The sequence below is a fragment of the Bradyrhizobium sp. CB82 genome, from assembly GCF_029714405.1.
Taxonomy (GTDB): domain Bacteria; phylum Pseudomonadota; class Alphaproteobacteria; order Rhizobiales; family Xanthobacteraceae; genus Bradyrhizobium.
This window is the reverse complement of the sequence record NZ_CP121650.1, coordinates 8,799,029-8,814,232: the sequence shown is the minus strand read 5'-3', so window position 1 is coordinate 8,814,232 and position 15,204 is coordinate 8,799,029. Positions and strand designations below refer to the sequence as shown.

Genomic DNA, 15,204 nt, shown 5'->3' with positions numbered 1-15,204 from the left:
TTTTTGTGCGTATTGGCGAATTCCACTCCGGCCCAAAACGCGCTACTGGAGGGGCGGGGGGCATGCGCGAAGCTGGAGCCGGCGCCACGTCCGCCAGTTCGCCGGCCGAGGAAGCGTTGTTCGAGGTCTAGATGCTGGAAGCCATACGCAGGGCCATGACGTTTCTGCGCCAGAAGCAAATCCTGCATAAGCTTGGCGTCGTGATCAGCGTGACGGTCATCGGCATCGCTTGCTACGTGCTCTACCACATGCTGCGCGGCATCGACTTCAACGAGGTGGTCGAGGCGATCAAGAGCACCGAGCCGAGGCAGATTGCGATGGCGGCGCTGTTCGTGGCCGCCGGCTATTTCACCCTGACCTTTTACGATCTGTTTGCGACGCGCGCGATCGGCCACGCCCATGTGCCCTACCGCATCAACGCGCTCGCCGCCTTCACCAGCTACTCGATCGGCCACAATGTCGGCGCCAGCGTCTTCACCGGCGGCGCGGTGCGCTATCGCATCTATTCGGCCTGGGGCCTCAATGCGATCGACGTTGCCAAGATCTGTTTCCTCGCCGGCCTGACCTTCTGGCTCGGCAACGCCGCTGTGCTCGGCCTCGGCATCAGCTATCACCCCGAAGCTGCGGCCGCGATCGACCAGCTGCCGCCCTGGCTCAACCGGCTGGTCGCCATGGGCATCATCGTCGCGCTGGTCGCCTATGTCGTCTGGGTCTGGACCCAGCCGCGCGTGGTCGGTCGCGGTCCCTGGACGGTGGTGCTGCCGGGCGGCCCGCTGACGTTGCTCCAGATCGCGATCGGCATCGTCGATCTCGGCTTCTGCGCGCTCGCGATGTACGTGCTGGTCCCGGATGAGCCCAATCTCGGCTTCGTCGTGGTCGCGGTGATCTTCGTCTCCGCCACGCTGCTTGGCTTCGCCAGCCACTCCCCCGGCGGGCTCGGCGTGTTCGACGCCGCGATGCTGGTCGGGCTGTGGCAGATGGACCGCGAGGAACTCCTCGGCGGAATGCTGCTGTTTCGCGTCCTCTATTATCTTTCGCCCTTTGTCATATCTGTAATCTTGCTGACGTTTCGCGAGGTTATTATTGGCACCCGATCGAAACGCCTGCAGCAGGCGGCCCTCAAGCTCGATCCCGGCCCTGCGCGCGAAGCCGCTTATGTGAGAGAGCGCAGCGACAAGAGCGCCTGACCGGCCGACAGATTGTTCATGGAGAAGCTCGTCCCGATGGCGATCGACGCCCACCCTTCTCCCTCGGTCCAGCCCTGGTCCGACCGGCTGCGGCACTCTGCGATCATCCTGATCGTGGCGGCGCTAGCGCTGTCGGTGGTGGTCTCGCTCGGGGAATTGTCGGTGACGCGGGCGGTGGCGGTCTTCCTCTGCATCGCGGCGGCGGCGCTGATCCCCTGGCGGCTGCACGATACCGCCGCCTCGCGCGACGACGTCCGCCGCATCAACCCGGTCGAAAGCGCGGCGGTGGCCGCGGTGGTCTCGGGCATGCCGGACCCGGCCGTTCTGCTCGACCGCGCCGGCCGCGTCATCCACCTCAATGCCGCGGCAGCCCAGCTTGCGCCGGCGCTGCGCAAGAACGAGCTTGCGCAGTTCGCGCTGCGCTCGCCCGAGATCATCACCGCGCTGCGCGAGGCGATCGCGACCAGCGAGCCGCGTCGCGCCGACTATCTCGATCACGTGCCGGTCGACCGCTGGATGGAGCTGATCATCACGCCGGTTCCGGTGCCGACCACGTTCGGCGGCGCCGACAAATGCATGCTGATGACCTTCCACGACCAGACGCCGCTGCGCCGGGTCGAGGAGATGCGCGCCGATTTCGTCGCCAATGCCAGCCACGAGCTGCGCACGCCGCTGGCCGCGCTGTCCGGCTTCATCGACACGCTCCAGGGCCAGGCCAAGGACGATCCGAAGGCGCGCGAGCGCTTCCTCGGCATCATGCACACCCAGGCGACCCGCATGGCGCGGCTGATCGACGATCTGTTGTCGCTGTCGCGGGTCGAATTGTCGGCGCATGTGCGGCCCGACACGCTCGTCGATGTCGTGCCGATCATCCGCCAGGTTGCGGACGGGCTCGAACCGCTCGCGCGCGAGCGGCAGGTGAACGTCGAGATCGATCTGCCGGAGACCGCAGTGATGATCGCGGGCGACCGCGAGGAGCTGTTGCGGCTGTTCGAGAACCTGATCGAAAACGCGCTGAAATACGGCGCCTCGGGCGGGCGGGTGATCGTCTCGCTCACCATGGTCACGGCGGCCGACGGCTCGCCGGAGATCCGCGTCATGGTGCGCGATTTCGGCCCCGGGATTGCCCCTGAACACCTGCCTCGACTGACCGAGCGCTTCTACCGGGTTGACGTCGGCGACAGCCGATCGCAGGGCGGGACGGGGCTCGGATTATCGCTGGTGAAACATATTGTTAACCGGCATCGCGGCCGGCTTTTGATCGAAAGCGTGCTCAAACAGGGCGCTACTTTCACCGCTTGTTTTCCCCAGGCCAAGCCCCCGGCTTCGAGCTGAAATCCACGCTATTTCAGTCGCTTAAGCCTGTCATCCGACTGTCATGAAACCTTCGTAAAAGCACTACCGACCGCTCCTAAAGGGGCGGCGCGGGAGCGCGATCGGGCGCGCACGGCGCTTCGCTCCCCCTATGGAGACCAGCATGAATTTCATCAAAACCATCGTCGCTGCTGGCTTGGTGGCCGCATCGACGTCGGCCTTCGCTGCCGACATCACGGGCGCCGGCGCGACCTTCCCGTTCCCGATCTATTCGAAGTGGGCTGACGCCTACAAGAAGGAGACTGGCAACGGTCTGAACTACCAGTCGATCGGCTCCGGCGGCGGCATCAAGCAGATCCAGGCCAAGACGGTCACCTTCGGTGCTACCGACATGCCGCTCAAGGCCGAGCAGCTCGAGAAGGACGGCCTCGCGCAGTGGCCGATGGTCATGGGCGCCATCGTCCCCGTGGTCAACCTCGAGGGTGTGAAGGCGGGCGAGATGATGTTCGACGGTGAGACGCTCGCCAGCATCTATCTCGGCAAGATCACCAAGTGGGATGATCCGGCCATCAAGAAGCTCAATCCGAACGTGAAACTGCCCTCCGAGGCGATCACGGTCGTGCGCCGCTCGGACGGTTCAGGCACCACCTTCAACTTCACGAACTATCTCTCCAAGGCCAGCGCGGACTGGAAGAGCAAGGTCGGCGAGGGCACGGCCGTCGAATGGCCGGTCGGCGTCGGCGCCAAGGGCAACGAAGGCGTATCCGGCAACATCAGCCAGACCAAGAACTCGATCGGCTATGTCGAGTACGCCTACGCCAAGCAGAACAAGCTGACCTACGCCGGCCTCGTCAACAAGGCCGGCAAGACGGTGCAGCCGACCGTCGAGGCGTTCCAGGCTGCCGCGTCCAACGCCGACTGGTCCAAGGCGCCCGGCTACTACGTGATCCTGACCGACCAGCCCGGCGAGAAGTCCTGGCCGATCACCGCGGCGACCTTCATCCTCATGCACAAGGATGCGACCGACAAGGCGGCCTCGCAGGAAGCCATCAAGTTCTTCCGCTGGGCCTTCAAGAACGGCGGCAAGATGGCCGAGGAACTCGACTATATCCCGATGCCGGACAGCGTCGTCCAGCAGATCGAGAAGACCTGGGCCGCCGAGATCAAGAGCTGATCGCGACGTTGATGCTCGCGCTCCGTCACTTCCGGAGCGCGAGTGGCAAGATCGATCCCGGAAATCCCCTGGAATTCCGGGTCTGGTCCTTCGGGGCCATCCCGAATGACGCGGGACGGATCGTCGACAAGATCGCCTTCATCGGCGGCATGCAGATGACGTAAAGGTACCATAGGGGATCGGCGTGGCAGAGATGGCCGTTCAGAGCGATATCGTCGACGACGCCGGACCATATGACCGCGCCAAGGCCTTGAGCGCGTTCAAGCTCGGCGACTTGACCTTCTATTGGATCACACGGCTCAGCGCGATCTCGGTGCTGCTGATCCTCGGTGGCATCATCCTGTCGCTGATCGTCGGCGCCTTCCCCGCGATGAAAGAATACGGCCTGTCGTTCCTGTGGACGCAGCGCTGGGCGCCGTCGGCCGATCCGCCGGTGCTCGGCGCGCTCGGGCCGATGTACGGCACGCTCGTCACCTCCTTCATTGCGATGCTGATCGCCATCCCCGTCGGACTCGGCATTGCGATCTTCCTCACCGAGCTCTGCCCGCAATGGCTGCGCCGTCCGATCGGCATGGCGGTCGAGCTGCTCGCCGGCATTCCCTCGATCATCTACGGCATGTGGGGATTCTTCGTGCTGGGCCCGTTCCTGGCCAACACCTTTCAGCCCTTCATGATCAAGCTGTTCGATGGCGTTCCCGTGCTGGGCGCGATCTTCGCCGGCCCGCCGTCCTATCTCAGCCTGTTCAACGCCTCGCTGATCCTCGCGATCATGGTGCTGCCCTTCATCACCTCGATCTCGGTCGATGTATTCAAGACCGTGCCGCCGGTGCTGAAAGAGGCCGCCTACGGCGTCGGCTGCACCACCTGGGAGGTCGTGCGCAGCGTGGTGATCCCCTACACCCGCGTCGGCATCATCGGCGGCGTCATGCTGGCGCTGGGCCGCGCGCTCGGCGAGACCATGGCGGTGACCTTCATCATCGGCAACTCCTTCCGCATCCAGTCCTCGATCTTCGCGCCGGGCACCACGATCTCGGCGGCGATCGCATCCGAGTTCGCCGAGAGCGACGGCCTGCACCAGTCCGGCCTGATCCTGCTCGGCCTCCTGCTGTTTGTGCTGACGTTCTTCGTGCTGGCCGCAGCGCGGCTGATGCTGCTGCGGCTGGAAAAGAAGGCGGGGAAGTGACGTCATGAACCCGATCTATGTACGCCGCCGCCGCAAGGACATCGTCGTTCGCGGACTCTGCATCGCCGCCGCCGCCTTCGGCGTCACCTGGCTCGCACTGATCCTGATCACGCTGCTCTACAACGGCCTCGCCGGTCTGAACCTGCAGATCTTCGTCGCGGACACTCCGCCTCCAGGCTCGACCGAAGGCGGCCTGCGCAACGCGATCATCGGTTCGATCATCATGACCGTGATCGGCGTCGGCATTGGCGCGCCGCTCGGCCTGTTCGCCGGCACCTATCTCGCCGAATACGGCCGTAACGACAGGCTGACCTCGGTGATCCGCTTCATCAACGACATCCTGCTCAGCGCGCCCTCGATCATCATCGGCCTGTTCATCTATGGCGCAGTGGTGGTGCCGATGCGCGGCTTCTCGGCGATCGCCGGTGCGCTGGCGCTCGCCGTCATCGTGATCCCAGTCGTGCTGCGCACCACCGAGGATATGTTGCTCCTGGTGCCGAACGCATTGCGCGAGGCGGCTTCCGCGCTCGGCCTGCCGCGCTCGCTGGTCATCAAGAGGATCGCCTATCGCGCAGCGCGCTCGGGCCTCATCACGGGCGTGCTGCTCGCCACCGCGCGCGTCGCTGGTGAGACAGCGCCGCTGTTGTTCACCGCGCTCTCGAACCAGTTCAACAGCCTGAGCCTGACCAAGACGATGGCGAACCTGCCGGTCACCATCAACAATTTCGTGCAGAGCCCCTACGCCTACTGGAAGCAGCTGGCCTGGAGCGGGGCGCTGCTGATCACCCTGACCGTGCTTGCACTGAACATTGGCGCGCGCATCCTCGGCGCCGAGAGGACTGCAAAATGAGCGATCTGTCCGTTTCCGTAGGTTCCACCGGGCGTCAGGCGCCGCCGATACTGCCTGAGGCTCCGGCCAAGGTGACGGTGCGCAACCTCAATTTCTATTACGGCGAGCACCATGCGCTGAAGAACATCAACCTGACGCTCGGCACCAACCGCGTCACGGCGTTCATCGGTCCGTCCGGCTGCGGCAAGTCGACCCTGCTGCGCATCTTCAACCGGATGTACGATCTCTATCCGGGGCAGCGCGCCACCGGTCAGCTCATGCTCGATCAGACCAACATCCTCGACCCCAAGCTCGACCTCAACCTGCTGCGGGCCCGGGTCGGCATGGTGTTCCAGAAGCCGACGCCGTTTCCGATGACGATCTACGAGAACATCGCCTTCGGCATCCGCCTTTACGAGAAGATCTCCAAATCCGAGATGGACGACCGGGTCGAGAAGGCGCTGCGCGGCGGCGCGCTGTGGAACGAGGTCAAGGACAAGCTCAACGCCTCCGGCCTGTCGCTCTCCGGCGGCCAGCAGCAACGCCTCTGCATCGCCCGCACCGTGGCGGTGCGTCCCGAGGTGATCCTGTTCGACGAGCCATGCTCGGCGCTCGATCCGATCTCGACTGCCAAGGTCGAGGAGCTGATCCAGGAGCTAGCCGAGAGCTACACGATCGCGATCGTCACTCACAACATGCAACAGGCGGCGCGCGTCTCCGACAAGACCGCCTTCATGTATCTCGGCGAGCTGATCGAGTTCAACGAGACCAGCAAGATCTTCACGTCGCCCAGCGACCGGCGCACCCAGGACTACATCACCGGCCGCTTCGGCTGAGGAGACAGGAAATGGCTTCCGAACATACCGCAAAGGCTTTCGACACCGATCTCCAGGAGCTTACGCGGCTCGTTGCGGAGATGGGCGGCCTCGCCGAGCGCATGATCGTCGATTCCGTCGATGCGCTGATCCGCCGTGACGTCGCGCTCGGCCAGCGCGTGGTGGCAACCGACGCCGAGATCGATGCGCTTCAGAAGAAGATCGAGGAGCGCGCCGTGCTCACGATCGCGCGCCGCCAGCCGATGGCGGTCGACCTGCGCGAGATCGTCAGCGCCATGCGCGTTGCGACCGACCTGGAGCGGATCGGCGACCTCGCCAAGAACATGGGCAAGCGCGTCGCAGCGCTCGAGACCGATTTCCACCCGCTAAAGCTGTTCCGCGGTCTGGAACACATGACCGACCTCGTGCAGCAGCAGGTCAAGTCGGTGCTGGACGCCTATGCCGCGCATGACCTGCCGGCGGCGATGATGGTGTGGAAGGGCGACGAGGAGGTCGACGCGATCTGCACCTCGCTGTTCCGCGAGCTCCTCACCTACATGATGGAGGATCCGCGCAACATCTCGTTCTGCATCCACCTGATGTTCTGTGCCAAGAACATCGAGCGGATCGGCGACCATGCGACCAACATCGCCGAAACCGTCTTCTATATGATCGAAGGTCAGGCCATCGCGGACAAGCGTCCGAAGGGCGACATGACGACCTTCGCCACGACCGTGCCGAATACTTAAGGAGCGACGACGCCATGGGCGCACGCATTATGGTTGTTGAGGACGAGGAAGCGCTGACCGAGCTGTTGCGCTACAACCTCGAAGGCGACGGCTACGATGTCGAGACGGTGATGCGCGGCGACGACGCCGATACCCGTCTCAAGGAGCACATCCCCGATTTGATCGTGCTGGACTGGATGCTGCCGGGTCTGTCCGGCATCGAGTTGTGTCGCAGGCTTCGTACGAGGCCCGAGACCAAGCAGCTGCCGATCATCATGCTCACCGCGCGCGGCGAGGAGAGCGAGCGGGTGCGCGGGCTTGCCACCGGCGCCGACGACTACATCGTCAAGCCGTTCTCCGTGCCCGAGCTTCTCGCGCGCGTGAAGGGGCTTCTGCGGCGCGCGAGCCCCGAGCGGCTTGCCACCGTGCTCGCCTATGGCGACATCGAGCTCGACCGCGAGAAGCGCCGCGTCGCGCGCTCCGGACGGCCGATCGACCTCGGCCCGACCGAATATCGCCTCTTGGAGTTCTTCCTGGAGCATCCCGGCCGGGTGTTCTCGCGTGAGCAGTTGCTCGACAGCGTCTGGGGCCGCGACATCTATATCGACGAGCGCACCGTCGACGTCCACATCGGCCGCCTGCGCAAGCTGCTCAATCTCGGCCGCGAGCAGGACCCGATCCGCACCGTCCGCGGCGCCGGCTACGCGCTGGATGATCGGTTTGCGAAGGCCGAGCAGACGTAAAAAAGCGCGCCGGAGGCGCGCTGAATCTCCCGACCGAACGTCCCGGCCTAAAGCCGGGACGTTGCCGTTTGTGACAGGGTCAGCGCGTACCCGGCTTCGTCGGTGCGCGCCGGCGATCGGCTGCCGGCTGGTAGGCGACGCGCGAGTGCTGCGCGCAGTAGGGCAGCCCCGAGAGCGATTTGCCGCCGCAGAAGAAGAAGTCCGGGCTCGAGGGATCGCCGACCGGCCAGTGACAGGTCGCTTCGTTGAGCTCGAGCAGCGACAGGCGCTGGCTCATCGGAACGACATTGTCATAGGTGATCGGGTCGGGCTCGACCTCGACCTCGAAGGCCTGCGCGAGTGCGGTGTTGCCGCGGGCAATCGGGCGGCTCACCCGCATCATGTGCTGTGCTGGGCGCGCCTTGCGCGGCCGGGGAGCCGCCGAGGACGGGCTCTTGGCGCGGCCGGACAGGCCCAGCCGGTGCACCTTGCCGATTACGGCGTTGCGCGTCACATTTCCGAGCTCGGCAGCGATCTGGCTGGCCGAAAGCCCGGCTTCCCAGAGCTTTCTCAATTGCTCGACGCGATCGTCGGACCAGGTCAAAACCGTCATTGCACCCTTTCCTTCGCCGCACGGTCAGCCAATCCTTGGGCCGCGTGGCGATGTCTAAGCCTCGAAAAACCCGTGCTGCCAGAATCCCTTAAGGCTCGCCGGGCGCGATCGAGGCACCCGAACGTTACGCCGGTACAGGAGGACTTAGAGGATCAGAACTGCTGCACGAGATGTCGTATCTGACAGGGGAAACGCTACAATATGGCGTGACTCCCGCGCAAGAGTCTGCGGCTCCGCGTCCACATGTTCCGTAGTAAAAACCCCTCAAAATCACCACCGCAAGACTACGGGTCGCGTGGCCTACAGGGCCTTCTGGCGGCATTGACAGCGGTTTTTCCAAGCATAAAATAGTGACACGTGCCGCCCTTAAAAGGCGGCACGTTTCGTTTTCCGGGCAGGTCAATGATGCGCTGCGCAACGCAGTCTCGTGAGCCGGCCTCAACATTCAAGTGACCGTCATGACCAACAGCGCCGCGACGCATCTGCTTCCCGTCTTCGCCAGGGCCGAGCTCGGCTTCGAGCGCGGCGAGGGCTGCTGGCTGGTCGCGACCAATGGCGAGCGCTATCTCGACTTCACCTCGGGCGTCGCCGTGAATGCGCTGGGCCACGCGCATCCCGCTTTGGTCAAGGCCTTGCAGGAGCAGGCCACGAAACTCTGGCACATGTCGAACCTGTTCCAGAGCCCTGATGGCGAGAAGCTCGCGGTCAGGCTCTGCAACGAGAGCTTTGCGGACTTCGTGTTCTTCTGCAATTCCGGCGCCGAGGCAATGGAATGCGTGATCAAGGTGGTGCGCCGCTATCACGCCTCCAAGAGTCATCCCGAGCGCTACCGCATGATCACTTTCGAGGGGGCCTTCCATGGCCGCACGCTGGCAACCCTCGCCGCCACGGGGGCTGCAAAATATCTCGAAGGTTTTGGTCCGCCGATGGACGGGTTCGACCAGGTGCCGCATGGCGATCTCGAAGCCGTCAAGAAGGCCATCGGCCCGCAGACCGCGGGCATCCTGATCGAGCCGATCCAGGGCGAGGGTGGCGTGCGCTCGGCGCCTCCCGCCTTCTATCGTGCTCTGCGCCAGCTCTGCGACGAGCATGGCCTTCTGCTCGCCTTCGACGAGGTGCAGACCGGCATGGGCCGCACCGGCGATCTCTTCGCGCATCGCCGCCTCGGCGTGACCCCGGACGTGATGTCGCTCGCGAAAGCACTCGGCGGCGGCTTTCCGATCGGCGCGTGCCTTGCGACGGCCGAGGCGGCATCCGGCATGACGCCGGGCTCTCACGGCTCGACCTTCGGCGGCAATCCGCTCGCTGTCTCCGCGGCGAACGCCGTGCTCGACGTCATGCTCAAGCCCGGCTTCTTCGATCACGTGCAGAAGATGTCGCTGCTGCTCAAGCAGAAGCTCGCCTCCGTGATCGACCGCCATCCCGAAATCGTCAGCGAGGTGCGCGGCGAGGGGCTCTTGATCGGCATCAAGGCCGTGGTGCCCTCGGGCGACCTCGTCACGACCTTGCGCGACGAAAAGCTGCTCACCGTCGGCGCCGGCGACAATGTCGTGCGCTTCCTGCCGCCTTTGATCGTCACGGAAGGCGAGATCGAGGAAGGCGTCGCGCGGCTCGAGCGCGCCTGCACGGCGATCGCATCCAGTCTCAAGACACGGGCGGCAAGCTGATGAGCAAGACGCCCAAGCACTTCCTGGACATCAACGAGCTGCCGCTGTCCGAGCTCAAGAGCATGCTCGCCGCCTCCTCCGCCATGAAGGCGAAGCAGAAGGCGCATCAGCCGGTCAAGCCGCTGGAGGGCAGGACGCTGGCGATGATCTTCGAGCGCCCGTCGACGCGAACGCGGGTGTCGTTCGATGTCGCCATGCGCCAGCTCGGTGGCGAGCCCATCATGCTCACCGGTGCCGAGATGCAGCTCGGCCGCGGCGAGACCATCGCCGACACCGCGCGCGTGCTGTCGCGTTATGTCGATGCGATCATGATCCGCATCCTCAATCACGATGCGCTGCTCGAGCTCGCAGCGAACGCGACCGTGCCGGTCATCAACGGGCTGACGCGGCGCTCGCATCCCTGTCAGGTGATGGCCGACCTCATGACCTATGAGGAGCATCGCGGGTCGATCGAGGGCAAGACGGTGGCCTGGACCGGCGACGACAACAACGTTCTCGCCTCCTGGGCGCATGCCGCCGAGCGCTTCAAGTTCAACCTCAATGTCGCGACCCCGCCGGAGCTCGCGCCGAAAAAGGCGATGCGGGACTGGGTCAAGGCGACGGGCGCCCCGATCATGCTGGGCACCGATCCGGAGGCAGCGGTGCGCGGCGCCGATTGCGTCGTCACCGACACCTGGGTCTCGATGGGCGACAAGGAAGGCGAGCACCGTCACAACGTGCTCAAGCCATACCAGGTCAACGCCAAGCTGATGTCGCTCGCCAAGCCCGACGCGCTGTTCATGCACTGCCTGCCCGCCCATCGCGGCGAGGAAGTCACTGACGAGGTGATCGATGGCCCGCAATCCGTCGTGTTCGACGAGGCCGAGAACCGCCTGCACGCGCAGAAGGGCATCTTGGCCTGGTGTTTTGATGCGGTGAAATAGGTCCGGATCGCCGTCCTGGCAAAAGTCAGGATCCATTACCACCGGCTGTAGTTTGGCGAGATTGGTGATTGCCAGCTCGCGCTGCGACTCCTTTCCGGCGTTATGGGGCCTGGCTTTCGCCAGGGCGACACTGAGCTTGTGGTTTATTTGTGCGCCCATTCACGTTCGGAACGCGCTGCCTTGCGCCCCTTCCATTTTGCGCCCCTTCCATTTCACGTCCTCCGACCCCAGATAGAGCGCCATGGTCTCGCAATCCCCTGACATCAAAGCCGGGCCCGAAAGCCCGGTCCGCGCGCCGTCTTCCGTTCCCGTCGACGATGCCGTGCTGCCCTTCGAGGTCGATGCGCTCGACGTGCGCGGGCGCTTGACCCGGCTCGGGCCCGCGCTCGACGATATTCTCGCCAAGCACGATTACCCCGCGCCGGTCGGCAAGCTGCTCGGCGAGGCCATCGTGCTGACGACGCTGCTCGGCTCGGCGCTGAAATTCGAAGGCCGCTTCATCCTCCAGGCGCAGACTGACGGCCCGGTGTCATTCCTGGTGGTCGACCTCAAGGCGCCCAACCGCCTGCGCGCCTATGCCCGCTACGACGCCTCGCGGCTCGGCGAGGCCAAAGACTCCGGCTCGCTGCTCGGCCGCGGCCATCTCGCCATGACCATCGACCAGGGTCCGGACATGAGCCGCTACCAAGGCCTCGTCGCACTCGACGGCGGCAGCCTGGAAGACGCCGCGCATGAGTACTTCCTGCGCTCCGAGCAGATCCCGACCCAGGTGCGTCTCGCAGTCGGTGAGGAATGGCGCTCAAGCGACGGCGGCAAGCACCGCTGGCGCGCCGGCGGCCTCTTGATGCAGTTCCTGCCGAAGGCGCCCGAACGCGCGCGCCAGGCCGATCTGCATCCCGGCGACGCGCCCGAGGGCACCACGCCGCATACGGTTGCCGAGGATGATGCCTGGGTCGAGGCGCGCTCGCTGATCGGCACGGTCGAGGACGTCGAGCTGATCGATCCCGATCTCTCCGGCGAGCGGCTGCTGTACCGCCTCTTTCACGAGCGCGGCGTGCGCGTGTTCAAGCCGCAGAGTCTGAAAGCGGAATGCTCCTGCTCGCGCGACGCAGTGGCGTCGATGCTGAAGAGCTTTTCGCCGGATGACCGTGCCGCGATGGTCAAGGACGACAAGGTCGTCGTGACCTGCGAGTTCTGTAGCTCGGTGTATCAATTCACGCCGCATGAGGCCGGCGTCGAAAACGCGTAGCCAAGCATTCGGAAATCGTAGGGTAGGCAAAGCCACCGGGGTCGCGCGAACGCGCGCCCGATGACATGGCGTGCCCACCACTTCCGCTGCATTCGTCGTGAGACGGTCGGCACGGGGCTATGCGGCCTGGCCCACCCGACGGTGGCGTGCCGCGGGTCAGTTCAACACTCGTTTGCCGCCGTCGGGGCTGTCCAGCGAGAACGTCGGCACGTCGATCTCGAACCGCTCGCCGCTTTCGTTGACCATCTGGTAGCGGCCGGTCATGAAGCCCGAGGCGGTCGAGAGCGGGACGCCGGAGGTGTATTCGTAGCGCTCGCCGGGCGCGAGGATCGGCTGCTCGCCGATCACGCCCTCGCCCTTGACCTCCTGCTGCCGCCCCGTCGCGTCGGTGATGATCCAGTGCCGCGTCTTGAGCTGCACGGTCTCGTCGCCGGAATTGGTGATCACGATGGTGTAGGACCAGAAGTAGCGCGAGCGCTCGGCTGACGACTGCTCCGGGACAAAATTCGGCTCGACGGTCACTTCGATCTGGCGGGTCACGGCACGGTACATGGTTGCCATCATAACGAAAACCTTGCCGGGAACCAATCGCGGCCCGTGGTGTCAGCGACATCGTGCCGCCCGAATTGGCACCGAGTTACACCCCAATGTGATCCTGTTTCTTTGCGAGCAGGCCACCGGCCCGGTACACTCCTCAAACGTTGCGATTTGCGCAAGGGTTTTGGCCCGATGACCATTGCCGACCAAGTGACGGGATCGCCGATCGCCGGAACCGCGGATGCCAAGTCCCTGGAGGCGAAGTCCCTGGAGGCGAAGTCCGTCGAGGCGAAGCTCCGCGCGGCGGCGCCCGCCGTCACACTGCCCGTCATCGGCGAGCGTGAACTCCGGCTCGACCTGTTCCGCGGGCTGGCGTTGTGGCTGATCTTCATCGACCATCTGCCGCCCAACCTTTTGACCTGGTTCACCATCCGCAACTATGGCTTCAGCGACGCCACCGAGATCTTCATCTTCATATCCGGTTACACCGCGGCCTTCGTCTACGGCCGCGCGATGCTGGACTCCGGCATCGTCATCGCCACCGCGCGCGTCCTGCGCCGGGTCTGGCAGATCTATGTCGCTCACGTCTTCCTGTTCACGATCTTCCTCGCGGAAATCTCCTACGTCGCGACCAGCTTCGAGAACCCGCTCTACACGGAAGAGATGGGCATCATGGATTTCCTCAAGCAGCCCGACGTCACCATCGTGCAGGCGCTGCTGCTGCGCTTCCGGCCCGTCAACATGGACGTGCTGCCGCTCTACATCGTGTTGATGCTGGCCTTGCCGCTGATCCTCTGGCTGATGAAATGGAAGCCGGATCTCACGCTCGGCCTGTCGGTCGTGCTCTACGTGGTGACCTGGGAGTTCGACCTCTATTTCTCGGCCTATCCGAACGGCTTCTGGGCCTTCAACCCGCTCGCCTGGCAATTGCTGTTCGTATTCGGTGCCTGGTGTGCGCTCGGAGGTGCGCGGCGCATGTCGCGGATCCTGGCATCCCCCGTGACGATGTGGATCTCGATCGCCTATCTGCTGGCGGCGTTCTACGTGACGCTGACCTGGTACCTGCCACAGCTCTCCCATTTCATGCCGAAGCGGATCGAGCAGTGGATGTATCCGATCGACAAGACCGATCTCGACGTGTTGCGCTTCACGCATTTCCTGGCGCTGGCCGCGCTCACCGTGCGCTTCCTGCCGCGGGACTGGCCGGGCCTGAAATCGTCCCTCCTGAGGCCGCTGATCCTCTGCGGGCAGCATTCGCTGGAGATCTTCTGCCTCGGCGTGTTCCTGGCCTTCGCGGGCCATTTCATCCTGGCCGAGGTGTCCGGCGGCCCCGGCATGCATGCGCTGATTAGCCTCTGCGGAATCCTGATCATGTGGGCCATGGCCTGGGTGATTTCGTGGTACAAGCAAGTAGCCGACAAGAGCGGTTCGAAAACCAAAAACGCCGTCGGCAACGCCGATCTGGCGGGAGGGGGCTGATGAAGGCGAAGGTTCTCCTGAGCCTGATCCTGCTGTGCGGTGCTCTCGCCGCGCCATCCGCGCGCGCGGAGGATAATGCTGCGCCTGCTGCTCCCGCAGGGCCTGCCGCCTGTGAGGTGCCCTCCTACCTGCTCGCCACCGAAAGCCGGCTCCCGAAGGTCGCCGAGGCCGTCAAGAGCGAAAAACCGTTCGAAATCCTGGTCATCGGCAGCCGGTCGACCACCATCCCGTCGTCGGAAGAGAGTTCCTATCCGGCCCGTCTTCAGGCGAGCTTGAAGGAGAAGCTGCGATCGGAAGCGGTCCACGTCTCCGTAGAACTACAGAGCAAGAAGACGGCTGAAGAGGCCGCAATCACCTTCGTTAAGCTTATGGAAGCGAAAAAGCCTACTTTGGTCATCTGGCAGACCGGGACCGTGGATGCTATCCGATCCATTGATCCCGATGAGTTCCGCGGTGCCGTCACGGGTGGCGTTACTGCACTGCAAAATGCGGGGGCCGACGTTATATTGATGAACTTGCAGTATAGCCCGCGGACCGAAACCATGATCTCGGTGCCGCCCTATCTCGATAACATGCGCGTGGTGGCGCAGGAGCATGATATCCCGCTGTTCGACCGTTTCGCGATCATGCGTCAATGGAATGACCAGGGTCAGTTCGACCTCTTCAATCCGGCGCGCGGACCGGAGTTGGCGAAACAGGTCCATGATTGCCTTGGCCGGGCGCTGGCGCAGTTCGTCGTCGATGCCGCCCATCTTGGTCCGGCCCAGCAGCAAAACTGAGGTTT

16 protein-coding genes are annotated in these 15,204 nt (G+C 64.4%); 14 read left to right on the top strand and 2 right to left on the bottom strand.

What is annotated here, in order from left to right:
- Window positions 1-131 precede the first annotated feature (131 nt).
- The 9 genes from QA640_RS41780 to phoB all read left to right on the top strand — a co-directional run bounded on the left by QA640_RS41780 (window position 132) and on the right by phoB (window position 7,973).
- The gene (locus QA640_RS41780; RefSeq protein WP_283038418.1) at window positions 132-1,187 is read left to right on the top strand and encodes a lysylphosphatidylglycerol synthase domain-containing protein; all 1,056 of its coding nucleotides are present in this window, start codon (window positions 132-134) and stop codon (window positions 1,185-1,187) included.
- Between the two features lie 36 nt (window positions 1,188-1,223).
- Window positions 1,224-2,522 carry an ATP-binding protein gene (locus QA640_RS41775; protein ID WP_283043051.1) on the top strand — a complete coding sequence of 433 codons (1,299 nt, stop codon included), beginning with the start codon at window positions 1,224-1,226 and terminating at the stop codon, window positions 2,520-2,522.
- Window positions 2,523-2,664: 142 nt separating this feature from the next.
- On the top strand, window positions 2,665-3,675 hold the full coding sequence (gene pstS / locus QA640_RS41770; protein ID WP_283038417.1) for a phosphate ABC transporter substrate-binding protein PstS: 1,011 nt from the start codon (window positions 2,665-2,667) through the stop codon (window positions 3,673-3,675).
- An 11-nt stretch (window positions 3,676-3,686) separates the two neighbouring features.
- Window positions 3,687-3,839 carry a hypothetical protein gene (locus tag QA640_RS41765; protein ID WP_283038416.1) on the top strand — a complete coding sequence of 51 codons (153 nt, stop codon included), beginning with the start codon at window positions 3,687-3,689 and terminating at the stop codon, window positions 3,837-3,839.
- Window positions 3,840-3,868: 29 nt separating this feature from the next.
- Window positions 3,869-4,858: a phosphate ABC transporter permease subunit PstC gene (gene pstC, locus QA640_RS41760; protein ID WP_283043050.1), complete on the top strand. Its 990-nt coding sequence runs from the start codon at window positions 3,869-3,871 to the stop codon at window positions 4,856-4,858.
- 4 nt (window positions 4,859-4,862) lie between these two features.
- On the top strand, window positions 4,863-5,708 hold the full coding sequence (pstA, locus tag QA640_RS41755) for a phosphate ABC transporter permease PstA (protein WP_283038415.1): 846 nt from the start codon (window positions 4,863-4,865) through the stop codon (window positions 5,706-5,708).
- Window positions 5,705-6,523: a phosphate ABC transporter ATP-binding protein PstB gene (gene pstB / locus QA640_RS41750; protein ID WP_283038414.1), complete on the top strand. Its 819-nt coding sequence runs from the start codon at window positions 5,705-5,707 to the stop codon at window positions 6,521-6,523. The genes pstA and pstB overlap by 4 nt, the downstream gene beginning before the upstream one ends.
- An 11-nt stretch (window positions 6,524-6,534) precedes the next feature.
- Window positions 6,535-7,251 carry a phosphate signaling complex protein PhoU gene (gene phoU / locus QA640_RS41745; RefSeq protein ID WP_283038413.1) on the top strand — a complete coding sequence of 239 codons (717 nt, stop codon included), beginning with the start codon at window positions 6,535-6,537 and terminating at the stop codon, window positions 7,249-7,251.
- 14 nt (window positions 7,252-7,265) lie between these two features.
- Window positions 7,266-7,973 carry a phosphate regulon transcriptional regulator PhoB gene (gene phoB / locus QA640_RS41740; protein ID WP_074122952.1) on the top strand — a complete coding sequence of 236 codons (708 nt, stop codon included), beginning with the start codon at window positions 7,266-7,268 and terminating at the stop codon, window positions 7,971-7,973.
- Between the two features lie 79 nt (window positions 7,974-8,052).
- Here the strand turns inward: phoB and QA640_RS41735 are convergent, their stop codons facing one another.
- Window positions 8,053-8,565 (bottom strand): GcrA family cell cycle regulator, encoded by a 513-nt coding sequence (locus QA640_RS41735; protein ID WP_283038412.1) that lies wholly within the window; start codon window positions 8,563-8,565, stop codon window positions 8,053-8,055.
- A 458-nt stretch (window positions 8,566-9,023) separates the two neighbouring features.
- Here QA640_RS41735 and QA640_RS41730 point away from each other — a divergent pair, with 458 nt between their 5' ends.
- The 3 genes from QA640_RS41730 to QA640_RS41720 all read left to right on the top strand — a co-directional run bounded on the left by QA640_RS41730 (window position 9,024) and on the right by QA640_RS41720 (window position 12,404).
- Window positions 9,024-10,232 (top strand): aspartate aminotransferase family protein, encoded by a 1,209-nt coding sequence (locus QA640_RS41730; protein ID WP_283038411.1) that lies wholly within the window; start codon window positions 9,024-9,026, stop codon window positions 10,230-10,232.
- A complete protein-coding gene (gene argF / locus QA640_RS41725; protein ID WP_283038410.1) occupies window positions 10,232-11,155 on the top strand; it encodes an ornithine carbamoyltransferase in 924 nt (307 codons plus the stop codon). Before QA640_RS41730 ends, argF begins: the two co-directional genes overlap by 1 nt.
- A gap of 241 nt (window positions 11,156-11,396) precedes the next feature.
- Window positions 11,397-12,404, top strand: a complete 1,008-nt coding sequence (locus QA640_RS41720; RefSeq protein WP_283038409.1) for an Hsp33 family molecular chaperone — start codon at window positions 11,397-11,399, stop codon at window positions 12,402-12,404.
- Between the two features lie 156 nt (window positions 12,405-12,560).
- Here QA640_RS41720 and apaG read toward each other — a convergent pair whose 3' ends face one another.
- A complete protein-coding gene (gene apaG / locus QA640_RS41715; protein WP_027521510.1) occupies window positions 12,561-12,956 on the bottom strand; it encodes a Co2+/Mg2+ efflux protein ApaG in 396 nt (131 codons plus the stop codon).
- Between the two features lie 177 nt (window positions 12,957-13,133).
- Between apaG and QA640_RS41710 the strand changes: the two genes are divergently transcribed.
- Window positions 13,134-14,420, top strand: coding sequence for an OpgC domain-containing protein (locus QA640_RS41710; RefSeq protein WP_283038408.1), 1,287 nt, complete (start codon window positions 13,134-13,136; stop codon window positions 14,418-14,420).
- A complete protein-coding gene (locus QA640_RS41705) occupies window positions 14,420-15,199 on the top strand; it encodes an SGNH/GDSL hydrolase family protein (RefSeq protein WP_283038407.1) in 780 nt (259 codons plus the stop codon). Before QA640_RS41710 ends, QA640_RS41705 begins: the two co-directional genes overlap by 1 nt.
- The last annotated feature ends 5 nt before the right edge of the window (window positions 15,200-15,204 follow it).